The 19523-nt window shown below is 41.9% G+C and carries 14 protein-coding genes; 11 read left to right on the forward strand and 3 right to left on the reverse strand.

What is annotated here, in order from left to right; all coding sequences use genetic code 11:
- Positions 1 to 45: 45 nt before the first annotated feature.
- A complete protein-coding gene (locus DFQ04_RS06360) occupies positions 46 to 540 on the reverse strand; it encodes a GNAT family N-acetyltransferase (RefSeq protein WP_133553807.1) in 495 nt (164 codons plus the stop codon).
- 103 nt (positions 541 to 643) lie between these two features.
- Here DFQ04_RS06360 and DFQ04_RS06365 point away from each other — a divergent pair, with 103 nt between their 5' ends.
- The gene (locus tag DFQ04_RS06365; RefSeq protein WP_133553809.1) at positions 644 to 1567 is read left to right on the forward strand and encodes a DMT family transporter; all 924 of its coding nucleotides are present in this window, start codon (positions 644 to 646) and stop codon (positions 1565 to 1567) included.
- Between the two features lie 243 nt (positions 1568 to 1810).
- Here the strand turns inward: DFQ04_RS06365 and DFQ04_RS06370 are convergent, their stop codons facing one another.
- On the reverse strand, positions 1811 to 2461 hold the full coding sequence (locus tag DFQ04_RS06370; protein ID WP_133553811.1) for a hypothetical protein: 651 nt from the start codon (positions 2459 to 2461) through the stop codon (positions 1811 to 1813).
- Positions 2462 to 2873: 412 nt separating this feature from the next.
- Between DFQ04_RS06370 and DFQ04_RS06375 the strand changes: the two genes are divergently transcribed.
- From DFQ04_RS06375 to DFQ04_RS06405, 7 genes are all read left to right on the forward strand, one after another.
- Complete coding sequence (locus DFQ04_RS06375; protein ID WP_133553813.1) at positions 2874 to 4655, forward strand: tetratricopeptide repeat protein; 1782 nt, start codon at positions 2874 to 2876, stop codon at positions 4653 to 4655.
- A gap of 5 nt (positions 4656 to 4660) precedes the next feature.
- Entirely contained in the window at positions 4661 to 5887 is a 1227-nt protein-coding gene (locus tag DFQ04_RS06380) for an MFS transporter (RefSeq protein WP_133553815.1), read from the forward strand.
- Between the two features lie 100 nt (positions 5888 to 5987).
- Positions 5988 to 6608 carry a CatB-related O-acetyltransferase gene (locus DFQ04_RS06385; RefSeq protein ID WP_133553817.1) on the forward strand — a complete coding sequence of 207 codons (621 nt, stop codon included), beginning with the start codon at positions 5988 to 5990 and terminating at the stop codon, positions 6606 to 6608.
- A 214-nt stretch (positions 6609 to 6822) separates the two neighbouring features.
- Complete coding sequence (locus DFQ04_RS06390; RefSeq protein WP_133553819.1) at positions 6823 to 7038, forward strand: hypothetical protein; 216 nt, start codon at positions 6823 to 6825, stop codon at positions 7036 to 7038.
- A 142-nt stretch (positions 7039 to 7180) separates the two neighbouring features.
- A complete protein-coding gene (locus DFQ04_RS06395) occupies positions 7181 to 7741 on the forward strand; it encodes a hypothetical protein (RefSeq protein ID WP_133553821.1) in 561 nt (186 codons plus the stop codon).
- 99 nt (positions 7742 to 7840) lie between these two features.
- Positions 7841 to 9001, forward strand: a complete 1161-nt coding sequence (locus tag DFQ04_RS06400; RefSeq protein WP_133553822.1) for a serine hydrolase domain-containing protein — start codon at positions 7841 to 7843, stop codon at positions 8999 to 9001.
- 39 nt (positions 9002 to 9040) lie between these two features.
- Positions 9041 to 9898, forward strand: a complete 858-nt coding sequence (locus tag DFQ04_RS06405; protein WP_133553824.1) for an SDR family oxidoreductase — start codon at positions 9041 to 9043, stop codon at positions 9896 to 9898.
- Positions 9899 to 10140: 242 nt separating this feature from the next.
- On the opposite strand, the gene DFQ04_RS06410 is transcribed toward DFQ04_RS06405, so the two are convergent.
- On the reverse strand, positions 10141 to 12282 hold the full coding sequence (locus DFQ04_RS06410; RefSeq protein WP_133553826.1) for an alkaline phosphatase family protein: 2142 nt from the start codon (positions 12280 to 12282) through the stop codon (positions 10141 to 10143).
- A gap of 228 nt (positions 12283 to 12510) precedes the next feature.
- Between DFQ04_RS06410 and DFQ04_RS06415 the strand changes: the two genes are divergently transcribed.
- The 3 genes from DFQ04_RS06415 to DFQ04_RS06425 are packed head-to-tail and all read left to right on the forward strand — an operon-like array spanning position 12511 to position 19493.
- Entirely contained in the window at positions 12511 to 13311 is an 801-nt protein-coding gene (locus tag DFQ04_RS06415) for a gamma-glutamylcyclotransferase family protein (protein WP_133553828.1), read from the forward strand.
- 50 nt (positions 13312 to 13361) lie between these two features.
- Complete coding sequence (locus tag DFQ04_RS06420) at positions 13362 to 14078, forward strand: hypothetical protein (protein ID WP_133553830.1); 717 nt, start codon at positions 13362 to 13364, stop codon at positions 14076 to 14078.
- Positions 14079 to 14081: 3 nt separating this feature from the next.
- Positions 14082 to 19493 (forward strand): AAA family ATPase, encoded by a 5412-nt coding sequence (locus DFQ04_RS06425; protein ID WP_133553832.1) that lies wholly within the window; start codon positions 14082 to 14084, stop codon positions 19491 to 19493.
- Positions 19494 to 19523: the final 30 nt, after the last annotated feature.

A 19523-nucleotide genomic window follows, 5' to 3' on the forward strand; every position in this document is an offset into this window, starting at 1 on the left:
GGACTTCATAAGAAAATTACTTGCCAATCTGAAAAAAGTTAAACCCTAAAACTTCTGGTACATAATCAGTGCTCCAACCAGACCGAGTTCAGGATGCCGGTACGCTTCAGGAATCTTTCCTTTAATCTCAAATCCCAGACTTTGCCAAAGTTTTACCGCATTATGATTCGTTTCGATCACATAATTGAATTGCATGGCTTGAAATCCAAGTTTTCTGGCCTCCTGAATTGCAAACTCTCCTAATTTCCTTCCAAATCCCTTCCCCAAAAATTCCTGAGAAACAATAAATCCTGCATTGCAAATGTGATTTCCGAGATCAGGTTGATTAGGCTTGATGAAAAAGGTCCCAATTAGTTTAGCGGATATTTCGGCCACATAAGTTTCCTTGTCATGGCTTAGCCAATAGGTCATAATCTTTTCTTTGGAAGATTCAGTATCAAAAACATAGGTTCCTCCATTTCTGATTACAGGTTCTATTATCTCCCAAAGCGCATTTTCATCCTTCGAAGTCGCTTTTCTAAAATATAATTCGGAGTTCATTGCGTTCTTTATCTATTTAATTCCCAAAATACCAATTGAAATTTCAAATGCCCTGATTTAAAATCTCGGAAGGCTGAATATCTTCGCTTGAATTTGCTCAAAAATGACCCAGCCCACCTCCTACCAGAAAATCCCCGGAATCCTGATGGCTCTTTCATCGGCAGTTTTTTGGGGTATTTCAGGAACCTGCGCCCAGTATCTTTTTGAGCAAAAAGAGGTCGATCCTGCATGGTTGGTAACCTGGAGGATGATTTTTGCTGGAATCATTTTGGTGATTTTTTCCTTGACACAAGAAAAGAAAGCTGCTTTTTCTGTATGGAAAAAGCCTGTGGACATAATTCGAATTTTACTTTTTGGAATCCTCGGAATGGTAGCCGTACAATACACCTATTTCTACAGCATTTCCCTTTCCAATGCAGCTACAGCAACTATTCTTCAGTATATAGGACCGGTGTTCGTGGTCGCCTTTTATGCGCTAAAGAACCGGAAATGGCCTATTTTGGCTGAATATGGGGCATTAGTTCTTGCTCTTTCGGGAACCTTTTTATTGGTGACTCATGGATCGATCGAAGTCTTAGTCATTTCTGAACAAGCCCTTTTCTGGGGGATCTTATCAGCCTTGGCCTTGGCTTTTTATACCATTCAGCCGGTTGGTCTTTTGCGGACGTTTTCTCCTGCGTCAGTTACAGGCTGGGGAATGCTAATTGGAGGGATTTCCTTTTCCCTAATCACCCAACCTTGGAGCATCTCAGGAGTATGGGACTGGGGAACTTTTGCGGCTTTTTCCTATATCATTCTTTTTGGGACAGTTCTGGCCTTTTACTTCTTTCTAAGATCAGTCACAATTATAGGAGCCACAACTGCCAGCTTGCTTTGTAGTGTAGAGCCACTTGCCGCTGCCCTTACAGCTGTCTTCTGGCTAAAAGTTAGTTTTCTGGGTATGGATTGGATTGGAACGATCTTGATTTTGGCAACAGTCGGATTGCTGACTTTGAGCAAGGAGGAAAAGAAAAAAGGCACAGTTTGAAAACTATGCCTTCCTATTCTTAAAAGCAACGAATTTTATTTAGGCTCTCGGTGTAGGATTTATTTTTTCAAAAAAGAAATAACAACTACTCTTAGGCCAAGATTTTATCACAAAAGGGAGAAAACTGTTTAAAAGTTTACCAAAAGAATTATTCTAATTTTTTGTTGAGGACTTAATCTTTGGATTTTAAAGGGAATAGAACCTCTTTGAAACTGTAGTTGCTACAGTCAAGGCGATCATCGTTCAGAACTTAACTCCAATGTAAATATTGGGCTCAAAGAGGAAGTAATTTCTCCATTTTTCATCCAGTTGTTTAAAACCATCGGGAGTTTTGGTATCAAATACCCAGAACTGGGAATGAACCTGAGGCTCTACGAAAAACCGTTTACTCTTTCCAAATGCCAGATGATACCCGAGGTGGAAAGAATTATATAGCTTAAATCCATTTCCTATTTTGTTATTGTCTTCATCCAGATAGGTTTTATACTGAGGCAAAACCTCTACAGTCGCAAAAAGGCCTTTCCAGAGCATTCGTTGGTAGCTTATCCCTATTCCCGTTTCGCGCACATGCCCAGGATAGAACTCCGTTTCGGACTCCACCTTATCCAAAAGTCCATCCCACCAAAGAATTCCCATTGGCTGAAATAGTCGCCAAGTGGCCAATTTTAGTCCAATAATATTCTTATTGTCCAAGTTGCGCTTCACATGAAGTTCGATGTGCTGCGTATTGGTTCGGTCATCCCAGGATTTAGTAAAAAACTGGGGCACTGTGATTCCCGGTGTACTTATCCGGTATTTATAGGCTACCGCGTTTTCATTCTTTTGGGAGAGTTTGCCTTGGGCAAAAGCACTCATGGTCACCATCATCAGAATAAAGGTTAATAAGTTTTTCATTGTTTTCGTGTTTAAGTAAGACTTGTATTTGTTTCGAATTGGTAGGACAAATTTGCCATAGAGTGAAAGGTCAGTCGTCCCAAAATGTAATTGCGGACCTTTGGATGAGATTTCGGACTTTAAAAAGCGGAGAAAGTCAGGATAGAATAAATCAAAAACTTTTATGGAGAACTTCAGCTGTGGGAATAAACCTGATCAGAAAAATGGAGGACGGGCCACTTGCATTTACCATTTTGCAAGAAAAAAATAAGATCTATTTCCATTCAAAGCGTTTTTTAGGAAAAAGGAAAAGCCAGACTCATCTATTTTTAGCTAAAAAGTTTGGTCAAAAACTTCTGGAAGTTTTATCTTGAAAGCTCTGCAAACCTAATTTTCACTGACAGAACACGTTTTTGGTGTTCTTTTCCATTGGATGAATCAACGCTCCATCGCCGTACTTCCCTTTGATAACCTTAGCTCAGATCCGGAAAACGAATATTTTTCTGACGGAATGGCCGAGGAAATCATCAACGCGCTTAGCAAAATTCAAGGCCTGAAGGTCATCGCACGAACCTCTTCCTTTGCCTTCAAAGGTCAAAAACTGGATGTGCGGATCATAGGAAACAAGCTGGGTGTTTCCTCGGTCATTGAAGGAAGTATCCGAAAAGCAGGCAATCGGGTTCGGATTGCAGTCCAACTGATTCGTACCGACAATGGCTTCCATATTTGGTCCGAAACCTTTGACCGCACACTTCAGGATATTTTTGAGCTGCAGGATGAAATCAGCCTCTTGGTAGCCGACCGAATCCGGGAAAACTTTGGGCATATGGATATCGAAGATCGCTTGGTATCTTCGAAAACCAGCAATCCTGAGGCCTACGACCTTTTTCTGAAAGCCAGTTATCATTTCAAGCGCAAGGACTTGGTCGATGTCAAGGAAGCCTTGGTCCTATTTACCAAAGCCACCCAACTAGATCCAAATTTCACAGAAGCCTACTCCTACATCGGAGAAACCTACCTTCACCACGCAGGCTTTAATTTGTTCTCAGCAAAGGAAGGTTTTCAGAAATCCAGAGAGTTTGCCCAAAAAGCACTAGCGATCAATCCAAAAGATATGCGGGCCCACAAGGTCATGGCCTATGTGCATCTCTTTCATGACTGGAATTGGGAAGCTGCTATTGAGTCCTACAATCAGGCAGTGGCAGCTGGACTGAACAACGAGATCGATTTTATCACCAACTACTACATTTTCATCCAAAAGGACTACGATTTGGCCATTTCTATAGCCAAGGAAAACCAGTCCCGGGATCCCCTCCACATCATTAGCTATTGGTGGCTTGGGCTATGCTACTACTTGTCAGGTCGATTTGAAGAGGCGCTTCCAGCCTTTGAGGAGAGTCTTCGAATTGAGCCTAATTTCAGCGAGGCTTTAAGATGGAAAGGCTTGGTCTTAGGATATTTGGGGAAATTTAAAGAAGCTTTTAGTGCTTTGGAAAAAGCCATGACCATGACTAATGGCGAAGGTTTGGTCAAGCTGGACCTGATGACGGTCAAAGTCCTGAGCGGAGAAACAGAAGGAGTACTCGAGGCTTTAGAAAACAGTCACTACATCGATCCCTGCGATCCTGCAGCCTTGTATAGTCTGATGAATAGGCCTGATGAAGCGGTCCATTTCCTCCAAAAAGGGCTTGAGGAAAAATCCAGCATGATGGTCAGTCTAAAATATTGGTGGGTTTGGGACAATATACGGGAGCATGCGGGATTTCAGGAAATCTATGAAAAGATGAATTTCCAGGATCACAAACCCCACCGCCATCATCCTTCCAGTCAACAGCTAATCATCGCCCAATCCAGTCAAATAGCCGATGAAGATTGCGAGCATTTCCTGCAAATCCTGCGCGAAAAAATGACCATGGAAGAAGTGGTCACTGACACCAATCTAACTTTACGATCTCTGGCAGAGCAGGTCGACTTACACCCCAATAAACTTTCTTGGCTGATCAATATGAAACTCGGGCAAAACTTCAACGACTATATCAATTCCCATCGTCTGGGAATATTCCAGCTAAAGGCAACAGATAAGGCTAATAGCCATATCACCCTTTTGGGATTGGCTTATGAAAGCGGGTTTACCTCCAAGTCCGTGTTCAATGACTTTTTCAAAAAATCCACCGGGCTTACTCCAAAAGCTTGGGTGAAAGCGCATCGAAACTGAATTTCATGGATAAACCCGGAAAATTCAGCTCCTATCAAAAGCTAGTGATTCTGGGTCTTGCCTGCTTGCTCTTCACGGTGGTGCTTGACTATATGCTCCTTCCGGCTTTGAGTGGTATCCTGCTGTACGAACTACAACTCACCACTCAACAATTTGGCCTGATCACCTCCGCTTATGCCTTGAGTGCGGGAATTTCTGCCCTGCTTGCTTCCGGATATGCAGATCGATTTGAGCGAAAATCATTTCTATTGGTTTTTTATGGAGGATTTTTGTTTGGAATTCTCCTTTGTGCACTTTCACCCTCCTTTCCATTCCTCTTGGCTGCCCGGGTTCTGACCGGAGCTTTTGGAGGGGTGATGGCCTCGATTTGCTTTGCGATGGTGGCCGATTTGTTTCCGCTATCGCAAAGGGGAAGAGTTACAGGCTGGATTCAAATGGCCTTTGCCGCAAGCCTGGTGATTGGACTTCCCTTATCTCTCTTTATTGCAAGCTCTTTTTCTTGGCAAATGGCCTATGGGTTGATTCTCAGTTTGGGAATTTTGGCACTCTTGATGGTGGTGGTACTGATCCGGCCATTAGGGGATTCAGAGACTGGCTTTTCTACACCTTGGGTTCATATTATTTCTAATCTTAAAAAACCAACCTATTGGATAGTTTACAGCGCCAACCTGCTGATCGTGGGAGGAGATGTGATTTTCATGACCTTTAATGCTGCTTTTCTCACCAATAACCTAGGCCTAGATGATAGCCAACTCCCCTATGTGTATGGAGCTGTAGGATTGACTAGCCTTTTGGCAGCTCCAATTTTTGGAAAACTGGCCGACAGCTTCGGAAAATGGCCCATTTTCGCCTTTGGAACTTTACTTTCCATTGGAGCAGTAGTGGTTTACACGGCGGGGGTAATTCAGTCCTTCGAATGGATAATTTTAATGCATGTAGGCTTGTATATGGGGATAAATGCACGAATGGTCTCTGCAACAGCTCTGACCACGGCTGTTCCCAAAAAATCAGACCGGGGAGCTTTTCTGGCGATTGACTCCTCTATTCAGCAGGTAGCAGGAGGCCTTGCTGCCGCACTTGCCGGCTTGGTGATTTTTCAAACCGAGAATGGAAGTCTGCTATACTATCCTCAAATAGGCTGGCTCATGGCCATCTTGATGCTGCTTTCGTCAGCTTTAATCTTTTTGGTCAGCAATCAGGTGAAAGTCAATTCCAAATCAGAAGAATCTTAATGACCAAAAATTCGGACCGAAAAAGTCCTAAATCATAAAGCCGGACGATTGACCATCCTTTTTCCTGCAACTTTGATTCGTTCCATCAAAAATTCAAACCATGACAGCACCAGATAAAAACCAAGCCTTTCCATTAAACGGCTATGACCGACTTTGCTTTCTGAAAAATGTGGTGAAAAACCCTCAAATTCAGGTCGGAGACTATACCTATTACGATGACTTTGAGGATGTTCAGAATTTTGCAAAAAATGTCAAATACCTCTTCGATTTTGTCGGAGATCGATTGATTATCGGGAAGTTTTGCATGATCGCCTCGGATGTCACCTTCATCATGAACGGAGCCAATCACCTATCTAAATCCATCTCTTCCTATCCTTTTGCCATCTTTGGAAAAGGCTGGGAAAATGCCATGGAGGGGAAAAGCTACCCGCACAAAGGTGATACGGTCATCGGAAATGACGTCTGGATCGGATACGGGGCGACCATTATGCCTGGAGTCAAAATCGGGGATGGGGCTATCATTGCCACGAGGTCTGTCGTAACCAAAGATGTCGAGCCATATGCCATAGTAGGGGGAAACCCAGCTCAAGAAATCAAGAAGCGCTTTTCCCAAGAAAAGATCAATCAACTCCTCGCTTTGAAATGGTGGGATTGGCCCATCGAGCGAATCACCGAAAACGTGCAAAATCTAACGGGGGACCAGCTAGAGAATCTTCTCTGAACCAGAGCTAGTCAATTTACTTTTTTTCAAATGCCAAAAGGAATCTCAATTTTCTTTTGGCATTTCTTTTTTAGAAGCCTTCTAAGGCCTGATTTTTCATTTTCCACTCCTTCAAAGTCCGGGATTTCACCAAAAAACTCCTGAATCATAATTCAAAACGACTGGCCTGTCTTTGCTCCCCAATTTTGTCCCAGTCCTTAATCAAAATCAAAAAATGAAAAACAAAGCAATTACTCTGGGAACATGCATTGGGGCGGCCATTGGTACCCTCATCGGAGTGGCCGTCGGTACGGCTACCGGAATTATCTCACTTGGGTTATTGGGAGTGGACTTTGACCATCAAATCACTTTCTGGATCAGCACAGGAATGGCCGTAGGCGGAGGATTTAGTCTGGTCAACTTCATGCTCAAATCCGCCAAAAACGACTGATTCAGTCTCCAATAGGCAAAAAGTCCGGGGTTTCACCAAAACGTCCGAAATCATAAATCAAGACGACTGGCCTTCCCCTACTTCCCAAATTTGTCCTATCAATTTAAAACAAACACAAGTCAAACTTAAACAACAGAAAAAAATGAAAAAGTTAATCTTCATCTTCTTTATCGGTCTGATTACAACCTTGAATATTCAGGCACAAACTGAACAGCCCATCCGAAAAGGCTTTACTCTGGGAGCTTCAGTGGGTGGAGGAGTCTTACATTTCTCTGATGGATTGAGCGAAAAAGCCACTCAGGGAGGCATCTCCCTTCCCAATCTAAAAATGGGTTGGTTTGTCTCCCCGCGAACAGCCTTCTATGTCAATACAGTCGGACAGATCTACGAATCCGAAGGGGTGGACAGGAGCTTTGAGGGCATCATCCCATCCATTCAATACTGGGCTACCGATAAATGGTGGATCAGCGGAGGATACGGCGCTGCCCTTGACATGAAAGCGCTTTATGAATCGGATGGAGAATCCAAAAAAAGCGAATGGGGTAAAGGCGTATTGATCTCTAGCGGATACGAAGTTCTCCAGCGTCCAAAATGGGCCTTGGATATTCAAAGTCGACTCTACATGGCCCGGGTCACCCGCAATGAGGGCGGGAATCTGGATGGAACCAATTTCTCCATCGGAATAGGCATCACGCTTTTCTAAAAAAGAGGAAAAACTAAACCAAAAGAAACCAGCAGGGATAGGCCAATAGTTTCGATTTGCTTCCCCTGCCGGGTTTCTCTTCCCAAACCATTCTATCTAATGAAAACTCGGACAATCTTTCTTCTATTTCCAGCCATCTTTTTCCTACAATTTCTTTTTGCTCAAGACATTCATACCCTCGAAGAAAAACTCGATAAGCTTTTCCTAGAGACTATGAAAAAGGAAAATCTGCATCAGGGAGTTTTTTCTCTAGAATTTAAAGCCTTGAACTTTCAGAAAAGCTGGGCCTACGGAGAATTCGCCTCCGGCCAAAAAGTAGAAAAGGATAGTCCTTTTCATTCTGCCAGCCTGGGCAAAACATTTACAGCAGTGACTATTGCAAAAATGGTGGAGGAGGGCAAATTGAGCTTTGAGGACCCGATGTACCGATTTCTTCCGGACTCCTTGACTCAAGGACTGCATGTTTTGGATGGAAAAGATTGGACTCGGGAAATCACGATTGCTCATTTGCTCCAGCATCGATCCGGACTCTCCGACTATTTCGAAGACCAGCCTTACCAGGGTGAAAACATGCTTACGATAGCTTTCGAAGAGCCCAACAAATTTTGGGAGCCGATAGAACTTCTGGACTTCTACCTAGGCCGGTTTCAAGCTCAATTTGTACCCGGAACTAACTACCATTATACTGATACTGAATACCTATTGCTGGGGTTGATCATTGAAGAATTAGAGCAAAAGCCCTTGCATGAGGTATTTCTGGACAGGATTTTTAGCCCTTTAGGAATGATGAATACCTCCATGCACCTGAGGTCAGAACCTATTGAAAAGCCTAGCACGCCAATGATGGAAATCTACTTTGGAGACCTGGAAGTCAGTCAGATGATCAGCCTTTCCAGCGATTGGGCAGGTGGGGGACTTCAAAGCACGTCAAAGGATATTCTAATCTTTATCAAAGCCCTTTTCGAAGGAAAACTCATTCAGAAGGAAACCCTCGAGGAGATGCAACATTGGACTCCAGCTAGCAAAGGGACGTATTACGGATTTGGCCTGATGAAGTGGAATCTAAAGGAATTGTTTCCACTTCTACCTAAGCTTACCCTAATTGGACATTCTGGTTTTACAGGATCCTACATGTACTTCTGTCCCGAGTTGGATGCATATCTAGCTGGAACTTTCAATCAGTCGGAGTTTCAAAAAGGATCCGTGGAGTTCCTAATAAAGGTCTTGATGGAGCCTAAAGACACGAGGACAAAGTCCTAAAAACTCAGCTAAGTATTAACAGTACAACCCCTATTCAACATGCAAGGAAAAATTATTTTGGCAGGAGCTACCGGCTATTTGGGAGCTTACCTTGCCAAAGAACTCAAGCGCCAAGGACATGATTTTCTGGCCTTTGGCCGCAGTGAAGAAAAACTCAGAAATCTAGACCTGAATGAAAATCAATGGCAATTGGTCGAAGTCACCAAACTGGCATCCTTTCCAAAAATACAAGAACCGATCGATACGGTCATTTCTACAGTGGGAATCACCCGGCAAAAGGACGGACTAAGCTACATGGATGTAGACTATCAAGCCAACCTCAACCTGCTGGAATTTGCAATGCGACATCGGGCGAGGAAATTTGTGTACGTATCTGTACTGAATGGGGCTCAAATGCGTCATTTGGAAATCACCGCTGCCAAAGAGCGCTTCGTCGACACCTTGAAAGAATCAGGAATGAAGTACACCATAGTCCGCCCTAATGGTTTTTTCTCAGACATGAAGGACTTTTTGACCATGGCCAAGTCTGGTCGGATATATCTATTTGGAGATGGGGAGTTCAAGCTAAATCCCATTCATGGACAAGATCTGGCACGGGTGGTCCTTGATAGTTTAGCTTCCCCGCAGCAGGAAATTGAAGTCGGTGGTCCTGACATTTTCACACAAAATGAAATCGGAAAATTGGCTTTGGAGGCCACGGGAAAGAAAGTGAAAATCGTTCATTTGCCCGATTGGATACGGCGAGGCGTACTCGGTATGATGCGCATACTTACCAGCTCAAAAACTTACGGTCCCATCGAGTTTTTCCTGAATATGATGGCTAGGGACAATATTGCCCCAAGGCAGGGCGTGCATAGATTGGAAACTTTTTTTCGGGAGGAAAGTGATCGAATATGAAAAGTTAAATTCGCCACCTGGGTAAAGTTTCGGCAAAGAAAGGTTGTACTTCATTTGGGAGCTGGGTGTAACGGCCTCAACATCTGTCTCCCGGATTAAAATTAGTTTTCTGGAAATGGATTGGAACGATCCTGATTTTGTTAACCATGGTTTTGTTGACTTTAGAAAAAAAATGCTGAAAACGTCCATTAAAGAAAAAAAAATAGCCCCGAAGGGCTATTCATTTAGTGTCTCAAATCAGCTTATTGCTTTGGAAAAGACTTATCATAGGGAGGATCCAAGTTTGGGGCATCTTTTCTTGGACTGGTCTGCTGGAGAACTTGCTCAAAGGTCGGACTTTGGTCCACCCGATCTCCCAAGCCCCATTGGGATTTTGGTATACCAAACCAATTCAGCAGAGTGGAAATAAAAGAAGTTGAATCAAAAGGCGTCTCCTGCCCAGATCGGATCACCGTCTTGGGGGAAACCCAAGGGGAAACGAAAATCGCAGGCACCCTCGGACCCAATAAATCGAATCTAAATCCATCCGTACAGTCATTTGGCCATGGCTTCGCTGCATAAGGTGGCGCCACATGATCACAAAGTCCTCCCGGCTTGGAGAAGGTGACAACCAATAGGGTTTCCTCCCAAGCAGGGCTATTCTTGAGCGTTTCGTAGATATCATTGAGCGATCGCTCGGCTGGCACGAGATTCATTCCTGGATGATAGGAAGTGGTACCATTGGGAGCCATCCAAACGGGTTCTATGAAACTGAAAGCAGGCAGATTGCCCTGACTAGCCTGAGCTTTGAAATTATCCACCGAGTCGATGTAATTCCCCACCTGCGAATCAATGCTGGGTGCTTGTCCTTCCAAATAGAGGTGATAAGTGAACGGGTGTCCATTCCATTGGATGGCATTGAATATTTTCCAATCCTTGATTCCTTGATTGAGGAGCACCTTCCAGACAGAGGCCCGGTGCGGATATTGAGGCCAATTGGCATAGAGGCTGCCTCCTTCCCAAGTATCCAATCGATTCATCCCCGATCCACACATGGAGAAGGCCCGATTGATATCGGTCCCTCCCGGTACGGAGGAGAACCACCGATCACTAATGGCAAAATTTTTCGCCAATCCATTCAGGATAGGTAGCTGATCTGGAGTCAACGTGAGCATCACCCCTGTACTGGGATTATTGGCTACAAATCCCTTCATGTCCGGCTTGGCCTTTTCGGCATAGCCCGTTTTTTTGGTATAAAACATCTGCTGAAGCCCATCCGAATTGTCATGAAAGGGGTCTTGGGTCTGATCAGAAAGATCCCATTGGTCGCTAAGTACACCATCCTTAAACAAGGAAGGATATACCTTTTCCTCTCCTTTTAAGTTAAAGAATTTGGGATCTACCCCTTCAAATGGTTCGTGAGAACCAATGGTATTCAGGTCTTTTTGATTTTTATCGTAGAGTAGGCCAACCACATTATCGAAAGACCGGCTTTCGGCCATATAGAACACCACGTGTTTGATTTTGGATCTCATGTAAGCCATGGTTCCAGGCTTCGAGGAGTCAGCTTCGGTAGATTTGCCTGTATAGGACACTAAGGAGGAGAAATCACCCATTTCTTTTGGAAATTTTCCTCTTTTGACCAAGGCTTTGAATGGCTGGGGATGAAGGGGATTGACCTCCCAAAGACTAAACTCCCCAGAGCCTGGAATCCAACTGAGAATTTTCCCATCTACTGCGAGCAGTTGATGGTCTGGACCGATTTGATCAAATTCCCCCTCTTTGATCGCGGGTATGGAAAGTGGAACAGGATTCTGTGGATCAAAACTCCAAAGGCGGTAAGATTTACCTCCATTATGCCGGTCCAATACATAATTCCCCAATCGGATTAATTCATGGCCTGCCTGAATGGTAGGAAATCCACCCTGAGGCACTTGAAGATTTGGAATTGGATCCGAGGTATTAGGCTTGTCCAAATTCGGGTCAAAATTGTAAAGCATATAGGTGCCTCTACCTCTTCCTCCTACAAAAAAGAGCATAAAGTTGCCCAAGGAAATCAAAGGAATATGGTCCTGTTCATGGACGTCTTCGGAATAATGAGCCCGGTACCCCCAAAACTTTTTCACATCCCAATACCCCTGCTGAACGGATTTTCCATTTAGAGGATCTTTTGAGTTGATGTCAGGAGTAAAAAGTCGATAAGGGTACAATTTCTGTGAGTCAACTGCGGTAGCAGGACCCCATTCTAACATAAAGCCCCCTACTTGAGCTAATCGATGATTTGGATCAAAACTGGCTGAAGGATCAACTGGTAATTGTTCAAATTGTGGGTTCCCATCAAAAGAAAACTGCCATATAGAATAAGATGATGATGATGGTTTTCTGGAAATCAGATAAGTGGACATGGGTTATAAAATTTAAAAACTTAGAAAAACTGAAAATAAGGAAGAATATCCTTCAGTAATTTAGAAATAATTCCAGTGTTTAAATTATTAATCTAAAAAAAGTAATAAATTAATCTTTGTTTTATTCAATTCCCTAAAAAGGAAAAAATACCGAGCTGGCGAGCAATTGAATAAGCAAGAATCAGTTTTTTAATAAACTCTAATCTCAATCCATTTAGGTCAAATCGGATGTTTAACTATTTTGGATATGGATCAAATCTGAATCTCACCTCCCTAAAAGCCAAGGGAGTAATTCCCATTAAATCAGAGAAGGCTATTTTGAAAGGCTGGAAACTGGACTTTAATGTCAAGCATTGGTTTGACCACGAAGGGGGAATGGGGAATATAATTGAATCTTCAAATTCAAGGGATTGCGTTGAAGGTGTTTTGCATACTTGTCCTGATGAGCATCTTCATTCCTTGGATCTTCTGGAAGCTTACGGCATAGGGTATGACCGAATAGTGGTAGAGGTCACTACCCAATCTGGTTCGGAAAAGGCCTGGGTTTATACGGGTCTACCACCTTATTTGAAAAATGGACTTCTTCCAACCAGAAGGTATTTAAATATCATTTTAAAAGGAGCAATGGCGGCTTCGCTGAGTGATCCTTACATAGAAAAGTTAAAAAATCACCCTGTTTTAGAAATTCCTACGCTACCGAAATTTGAATTTCCTGAAGGTTATTTTCCCGTTTTTAAAGAAGAGGATTTGAAAAACTTTCCAAAATTCACCAGTCTTTGTGGAGCTGTATTTTCATTGGAAAATTCACGAATAGAATTTGAACCTATAATTCCGATTTTTGGAGGAAAGGATTTAACCTTGTTCCATGCGAAAAGACATGATTCTAGTACTGGGGAAGAAACCCTGGAAGAAGTTTTGAACGGGAAAATTTCTTCTTCAGCAAAGAATTACCTTAATACCTACTTACATGCCTATGACAAGGAATTTAAACTTGTTGGAAAGCTTATTTACTCAAATGAAAAGACTTAGTTTTATTATTTCAATTTTCAAATTTTCTTTACCTTTTAACTAATTTATCCATGAAAAATTATCATCCACCAATGCCTCATGGACCTATCAAAGAAATTCTACCAGACGTTTTCTTTGTAATGGGAACCATGAAAAATGAATTTTTCGGATCCATGTGGCAGTTTAGCCGAAACATGACTGTTGTCCGGGAAGACGGAAATCTTATCCTTTTTAACACCGTGAGACTCGGAGAAGATGGGCTCAAGGAGCTAGAAAAACTTGGAAAAATCTCCCATGTAGTCCGTATTGGAGACATGCACGGAGTAGACGATCCATTTTACGTAGATCGGTATAAGGCGAAATTTTGGGCTATGCCCGGTATGAAAGTTCAAGAAGGATTAAAGGTCGATCATGAATTAGTTGAAGGAGGTCCTCTACCGCTAAAAAATGCATCTTTATTCGTTTTTAGGACCTCTAAAAGACCTGAATGCATTGTTAGGCTAGATCGAGAAGGCGGAATCATGATCGCTTGCGACTCTCTACAAAACTGGATAGAGCCTGATGAATTCTTTGATCAGGAGACAATTCCAAAAATGGAAGAAATTGGTTTTTTCCAAACTGCCAATTTAGGCCTTGCTTGGATGAACGAATGTCAACCCCAGCCTGATGATTTTATCAGATTAAAAGAAATCCCTTTTGAGCATGCCTTTTGCGGACATGGCTATCCATTTATTGGAAATGCAATGGCTTCATACCATGAGACATTCAAAAGATTCTTTAATATTTAACTAGTGAAGAATAAGCCCGGCAAACTAATTACAGAAAATATTCCCGGCTTTGTCGAGCTGGAAATTCTTTACAATTCCTATCCACATCTTCTTCTGAAAGGAAAAAGAATAAAGGATGGTAAATCCATTGTACTGAAAACTCTTCAGGATAAATACCCGAAAAAGGAACATATCGCAGGCATAACCAGAGAATACCAGCTGCTTTCTAAAGCTCAGGTGGAAGGTGTGGTCGAAGTGTTTGACTTTTTCGGGTATGGCAATGGAAATGTTGCTATTGAAATGGAAAACTTTGGATTGTCTCTAGAAGATTATAGACATAGCCAAAGTCCAAAAAAAATCCCCCTCCCCCTTCTTCTTTCAATTTCCTTGAAATTGGTGAAAACCCTTGGGAGAATTCATGATAAGGGAATCATTCACAAAGATTTAGTTCCAAGGAACATTCTGGTAAATCCAGAAAATTTTGAGGTAAAAATTATTGATTTCAGCTCTTCAACGGAGCTTTCCAGAGAACATCAGGAAGTTACATTCCCCAACAGTATTTCTGGTTCATTGCCATATATTTCCCCAGAACAAACCGGACGAATGAACCGGGATATTGACTATAGGACTGATTATTACACTGTAGGAGTTTCCCTTTTTGAATTAGGCACCGGACAATTACCCTTTCAAGCTTCCGATGCATTGGAGTGGGTACATTGCCATATTTCCAAACCTCCAAAGGTTGCGAAAGAAATCGACCCTGAGTTCCCTTCAGCTCTTTCCGATCTTTTGGGAAAATTAATGGCTAAAAATGCAGAAGATCGTTACCAAAGTACCAAAGGAATATCCCACGATCTCGAGCAAATCAATAGTGCTTTCGAAGCAGGAGCAAAAGATTTTCCCCTTGAATTGGCTAAAGGAGATATTTTAGGAAAATTTCAAATTCCCCAAAAACTCTACGGTAGAGAAATAGAAATTCAAAAACTTGAAACTTATCTCCAAAAAGCTACCAATGGCTCTGCCGAATTTTGCTTAGTCTCCGGATACTCTGGAGTTGGCAAATCAGCTCTTGTCCATGAATTTGGAAGAACTGTAGCTCGAAAAAAAGGATTTTTAATCCAAGGAAAATTCGAACAGTTTCGTCAAAATACTGCCTATAGTGCATTGGCAGGTGCTTTCAAGGAATTAATTCATCATCTCCTGGGTGAATCCAAGGCGCGATTGGATATTTGGTCCAAGCAAATAAATGATGCTCTTGATCACCAAGGACAGCTCATACTGGATTTGATTCCGGAATTGGAATTGATCATTGGCAAACAGCCTAAGGTCCAGGAACTTTCCCCTTCTGAAAATCAAAATCGATTTTCATTAACCTTCCTGAATTTTGTGAAGGTTTTCGCGCAAAAAAATCATCCTCTCGTAATTTTCTTGGATGATCTTCAATGGAGTGACATCCCCACCCTCAATTTGATTAACAGACTTCTTGGTAGCCAAGAATTAGGCTATATCCTTTTGATAGGAGCCTTTAGAGACAACGCCGTGGATGAAGCTCATCCTTTGATGCTCACTCTGGAGGAAATAAAGAAAAAAAGGTGGGTGGAAAACATCACCCTTCCTCCACTTGGGCAATCGGTCATAGATCAAATTGTCCAAGACACTTTGCATTGCGGTGTTGAACTAGCAAATGATTTAGGAAAGGTTTTGATTGAAAAAACAGGAGGAAACCCATTTTATTCCATAGAATTTCTCAAAGATCTTCACTCCCAAAAAATCATTTCTTTTGACTCCTTATCTGGAAAATGGACTTGGGATCCTGAAAAACTTCAGGGGATTAGTCAAAGTGAAAACGTGGTGGACTTCTTGGTGAAAAACCTGAGTAAACTACCCGAAAACACTCAAATAGCCCTTCAACTTGCAGCTTGTATCGGAGCCACCTTCGACCTCAAAACCTTGGCAATGATCAGTAAGACCTCCATGGAGAAGGCAGCCGCTGATCTCTATGATGCCCTGATGGCCAATTTGATTTTCCCCCTTCATGAAAGCTATCGTCTGGTTGGTTTAAGTTTTGATCACGCAACTCAAAAACTTTATGTAGGTAAGGACCAAGAGGAACATCAGATCAACCCTACCTATAAATTTCAGCACGACCGGGTACAACAGGCTGCCTACTCTACTATTCCAAACGAAAGGAAGGAATTAATGCATCTTTCGATTGGGAGACTTTTACTGCTACATTCCGATCAAATCCACCTTCAGGAAATATTAATCGACGTAGTTGAGCACCTCAACAAAGGGAAAAATTGGATTACCGATTATGAAGAAAAATTTCAACTCGCTGAATTAAACTTAAAAGCTGGTATCAAGGCAAAACAATCTTCAGCCTACGATTCTGCACTTCAATACCTATTGATAAGTTTAGATCTTCTTGATGCGAAAACTTGGGAGACTAATTATCCTCTCATGTGGAAACTGGGCGAGGAACTTCAAAACTGCTTTTACTTAACAGGCAATCAAAAAGAAGCCGAAGAATGGTCTGAAGTGATACTTATTCAGGCAAAAACCGATATAGAGAAAGGATTGGTCCTGGCTGCAAGAACTCGTCAATATGCCACCACAGGTAGAATGAAAGAATCCATTGAAGCTGCCTATCAAGGACTGGGAATTTTAGGGTTCGATTTTATATCTAATCCAAGCAATGAGGATTTGGACAGGGAAATATACCTTTTGGAGCAAAAACTAGGTGAAAGAAGGGTAGCAGACCTGATTCATTTACCTGAAATGACGGATGAAAGAGCCCGAATTGCAAGCCAATTGTTGATGGAGACTTTCGCAGCAGCCTTTCTTTCTGGAACAGGTCGGAAGTTTCCATATTTAGTCATCAAGTCTGTCAACCTTGCCTTAACCTATGGAAACTGTCCAGAGACGGCATTTTCTTATGCTGGATATGGAATGATTCTTTGCGGGTATTTTGAAAACACAGCCTTAGGGTATCAATATGGGAAATTGGGGGTGGAAATGATAGAAGCTTATGGAGATATCGCCCTAAAATCCCGTATTCTCTATGTATACACCATGTTTGTCCATCACTGGAGTAATCATTGGTCTTCCATGACTCCTTGGTTTAGGAAGGGAATAGATACTGGATATCAATCGGGAGATTTACTTTACTTGGCTTACAGTGCGCAGGATTGTATCATTTGGGATCCAAAATTGGATTTGGATACTGCCATACAAGAACAGATAAGGTTGCTGAAAATCGTCGCGGAATGCAATTACCAAGACTCCCTGGATTCAGGCACACTCTTCCTCCAAATGCAAAAAAACTTTCAGGGTAAAACAGAAGGCAAATATTCATTAACCTCAAAATACTTTGACGAAGAAGCTTGCTTAAAAGGAATGAATGAAAGGCATTTTCTAACCGGAATTGCCAATTATCACATTTATAAGGCCGAAATACACCTGCTTTACAATGATCCTAAAGGGGCTCTCCCCCATGTCTTGGCTCAAGAAAATCTTATGCCATCAGTAATGTCCTTGCCTCAGTTGGTAAGGTTTCATATCGTGGCTTTCTTAGTTAGGTCGATGCTACTTCATGAAATCACGCAGGAGAATAAACGGAAGGAATATGTAAAAAAAATGGAGTACAACTATTCCAAAATGTTCCATTGGGCAGAGCAATGTGAGGAAAATTTTGAACACCTCAGATGGTTTATGGAAGCCGAAATGGCGGGACATTTGGGAAAAGTAAGTGAAGCTTTACAAGGCTTTGAAAAAGCATTGTCATTTGCCCAAAAACATGGATTCCTCAGAGATGAGGCTATGATCAATGAGTTTGCTGCTAATTTCTATATCCGAAATGGATTAGAAAAAGCATCAGAAGGCTATCTAAAGGCTTCCCATTACCTGTATTATCGTTGGGGAGCAATCAGAAAAACTGAAGAAATGGTTGCCAACTACCCTCAAATTTTAACTTCTGGAACACTCTCTAAAAGTCCTTCTCAAACTCAATCCATTCGACTCAATTCTTCCATCACAGAAGAATTCGGAAATAATTTACTGGATATGAGCTCGGTATTTAGAGCCTCTCAGATGATTTCAGGAGAGTTGATTTTAGAAAAACTGCTTAAAGCAACTCTTCAGGTACTTTTAGAAAATGCAGGTGCACAGCATGGCTATTTGATAGAAAAGCGGGATGGGAACTTTTATATTCAAGCCAGCTCTTTGGAAAATGAAAACATGAAAGAGTCGTTTCTGGACTCCGAGAATATAGATTTTCTCCCTATATCCCTCATTAATACAGCCATTAGAACCAATGAGCCAATTGTGATTGCTAATGCCAGTCAATCCAATCCGTTTTCTAACGACCCTTACATACTCAAATCAAAACCCCTATCTGTCCTTTGTATTCCTTTGACCACAAATAGGCAGTGGAAAGTGGTTATTTATTTAGAAAACAACCTCACACACAGTGCTTTTACAGAAGAGAGGGTCCAAATCATCAAGCTTTTAGCGGCTCAAGCAGCTATTTCTATTGAAAATTCCAGGATTTATGAAAATCAGGAAAAATTACTCAAAGCCCAGCAGAGATTTGTGCCCGATCAGTTTTTAGCCCATTTGGGGCATGAGGACATTTCTAAAGTTAGCCTTGGGGAATCAGTGGCGATGGAAATGAGCGTTTTATTTTCAGACATAAGGGACTTTACTCCACTGGTAGAAAAACTATCACCTGAAAAAGTAATCAACATTCTAAACCAATATTTTTCCAAAATCGGAAGTCATATAACCCGGGCTGGCGGTTTTATTGATTCCTATGCCGGAGATGAGATTCTTGCCTTATTCGCAGTTCCTTCTCAGAAGGCTTTAGAAGCAGGAATTAACATGGCTAAGGCACTTTATGAATTCAATCAGGAATCAGTTTCTTTAGGAAGGCCGATTTTAAAAATGGGAATTGGTGTTAATACCGGGCCTTTGGTATTGGGTACCATGGGAGGAGATGACCGCATGCAATGTACCGTTCTCGGGGATACAGTTAATCTCGGGTCCAGAATTGAAAATCTTACCAAAGTTTATGGTGCTCAGTTTTTGATCAGTGAACACACTTATTATTCTTTAGAAAACCCACAAGCATTTTCGTTCAGAAAAGTGGATCGAGTTGCCGTAAAAGGAAAAGCAAAAGCAGTCGATCTATATGAGGTCCTGGATGCTGAATTTGAAGAAAGAAGGACTAAAAAAGAAGCTACCAAAGAAGTTTTAGCTGATGGATTGAAAGCTTATTATGCCAGGGATTTTGAAAAAGCATTGAATCTATTTGATTCTGGCTACAAACTTGACCCTGATGATCAGACATTTAAGATTTTCATAGAAAGATGTCAAAAATATCAAGAACATCCCCCTGGTCAGGAGTGGCAGGGTTATGAAATAATGCAGCATAAATAAGAATAGACTTTCAGCTCAATAAAAAATAAT

This window comes from Algoriphagus boseongensis, assembly GCF_004362805.1.
Classification (GTDB): domain Bacteria; phylum Bacteroidota; class Bacteroidia; order Cytophagales; family Cyclobacteriaceae; genus Algoriphagus; species Algoriphagus boseongensis.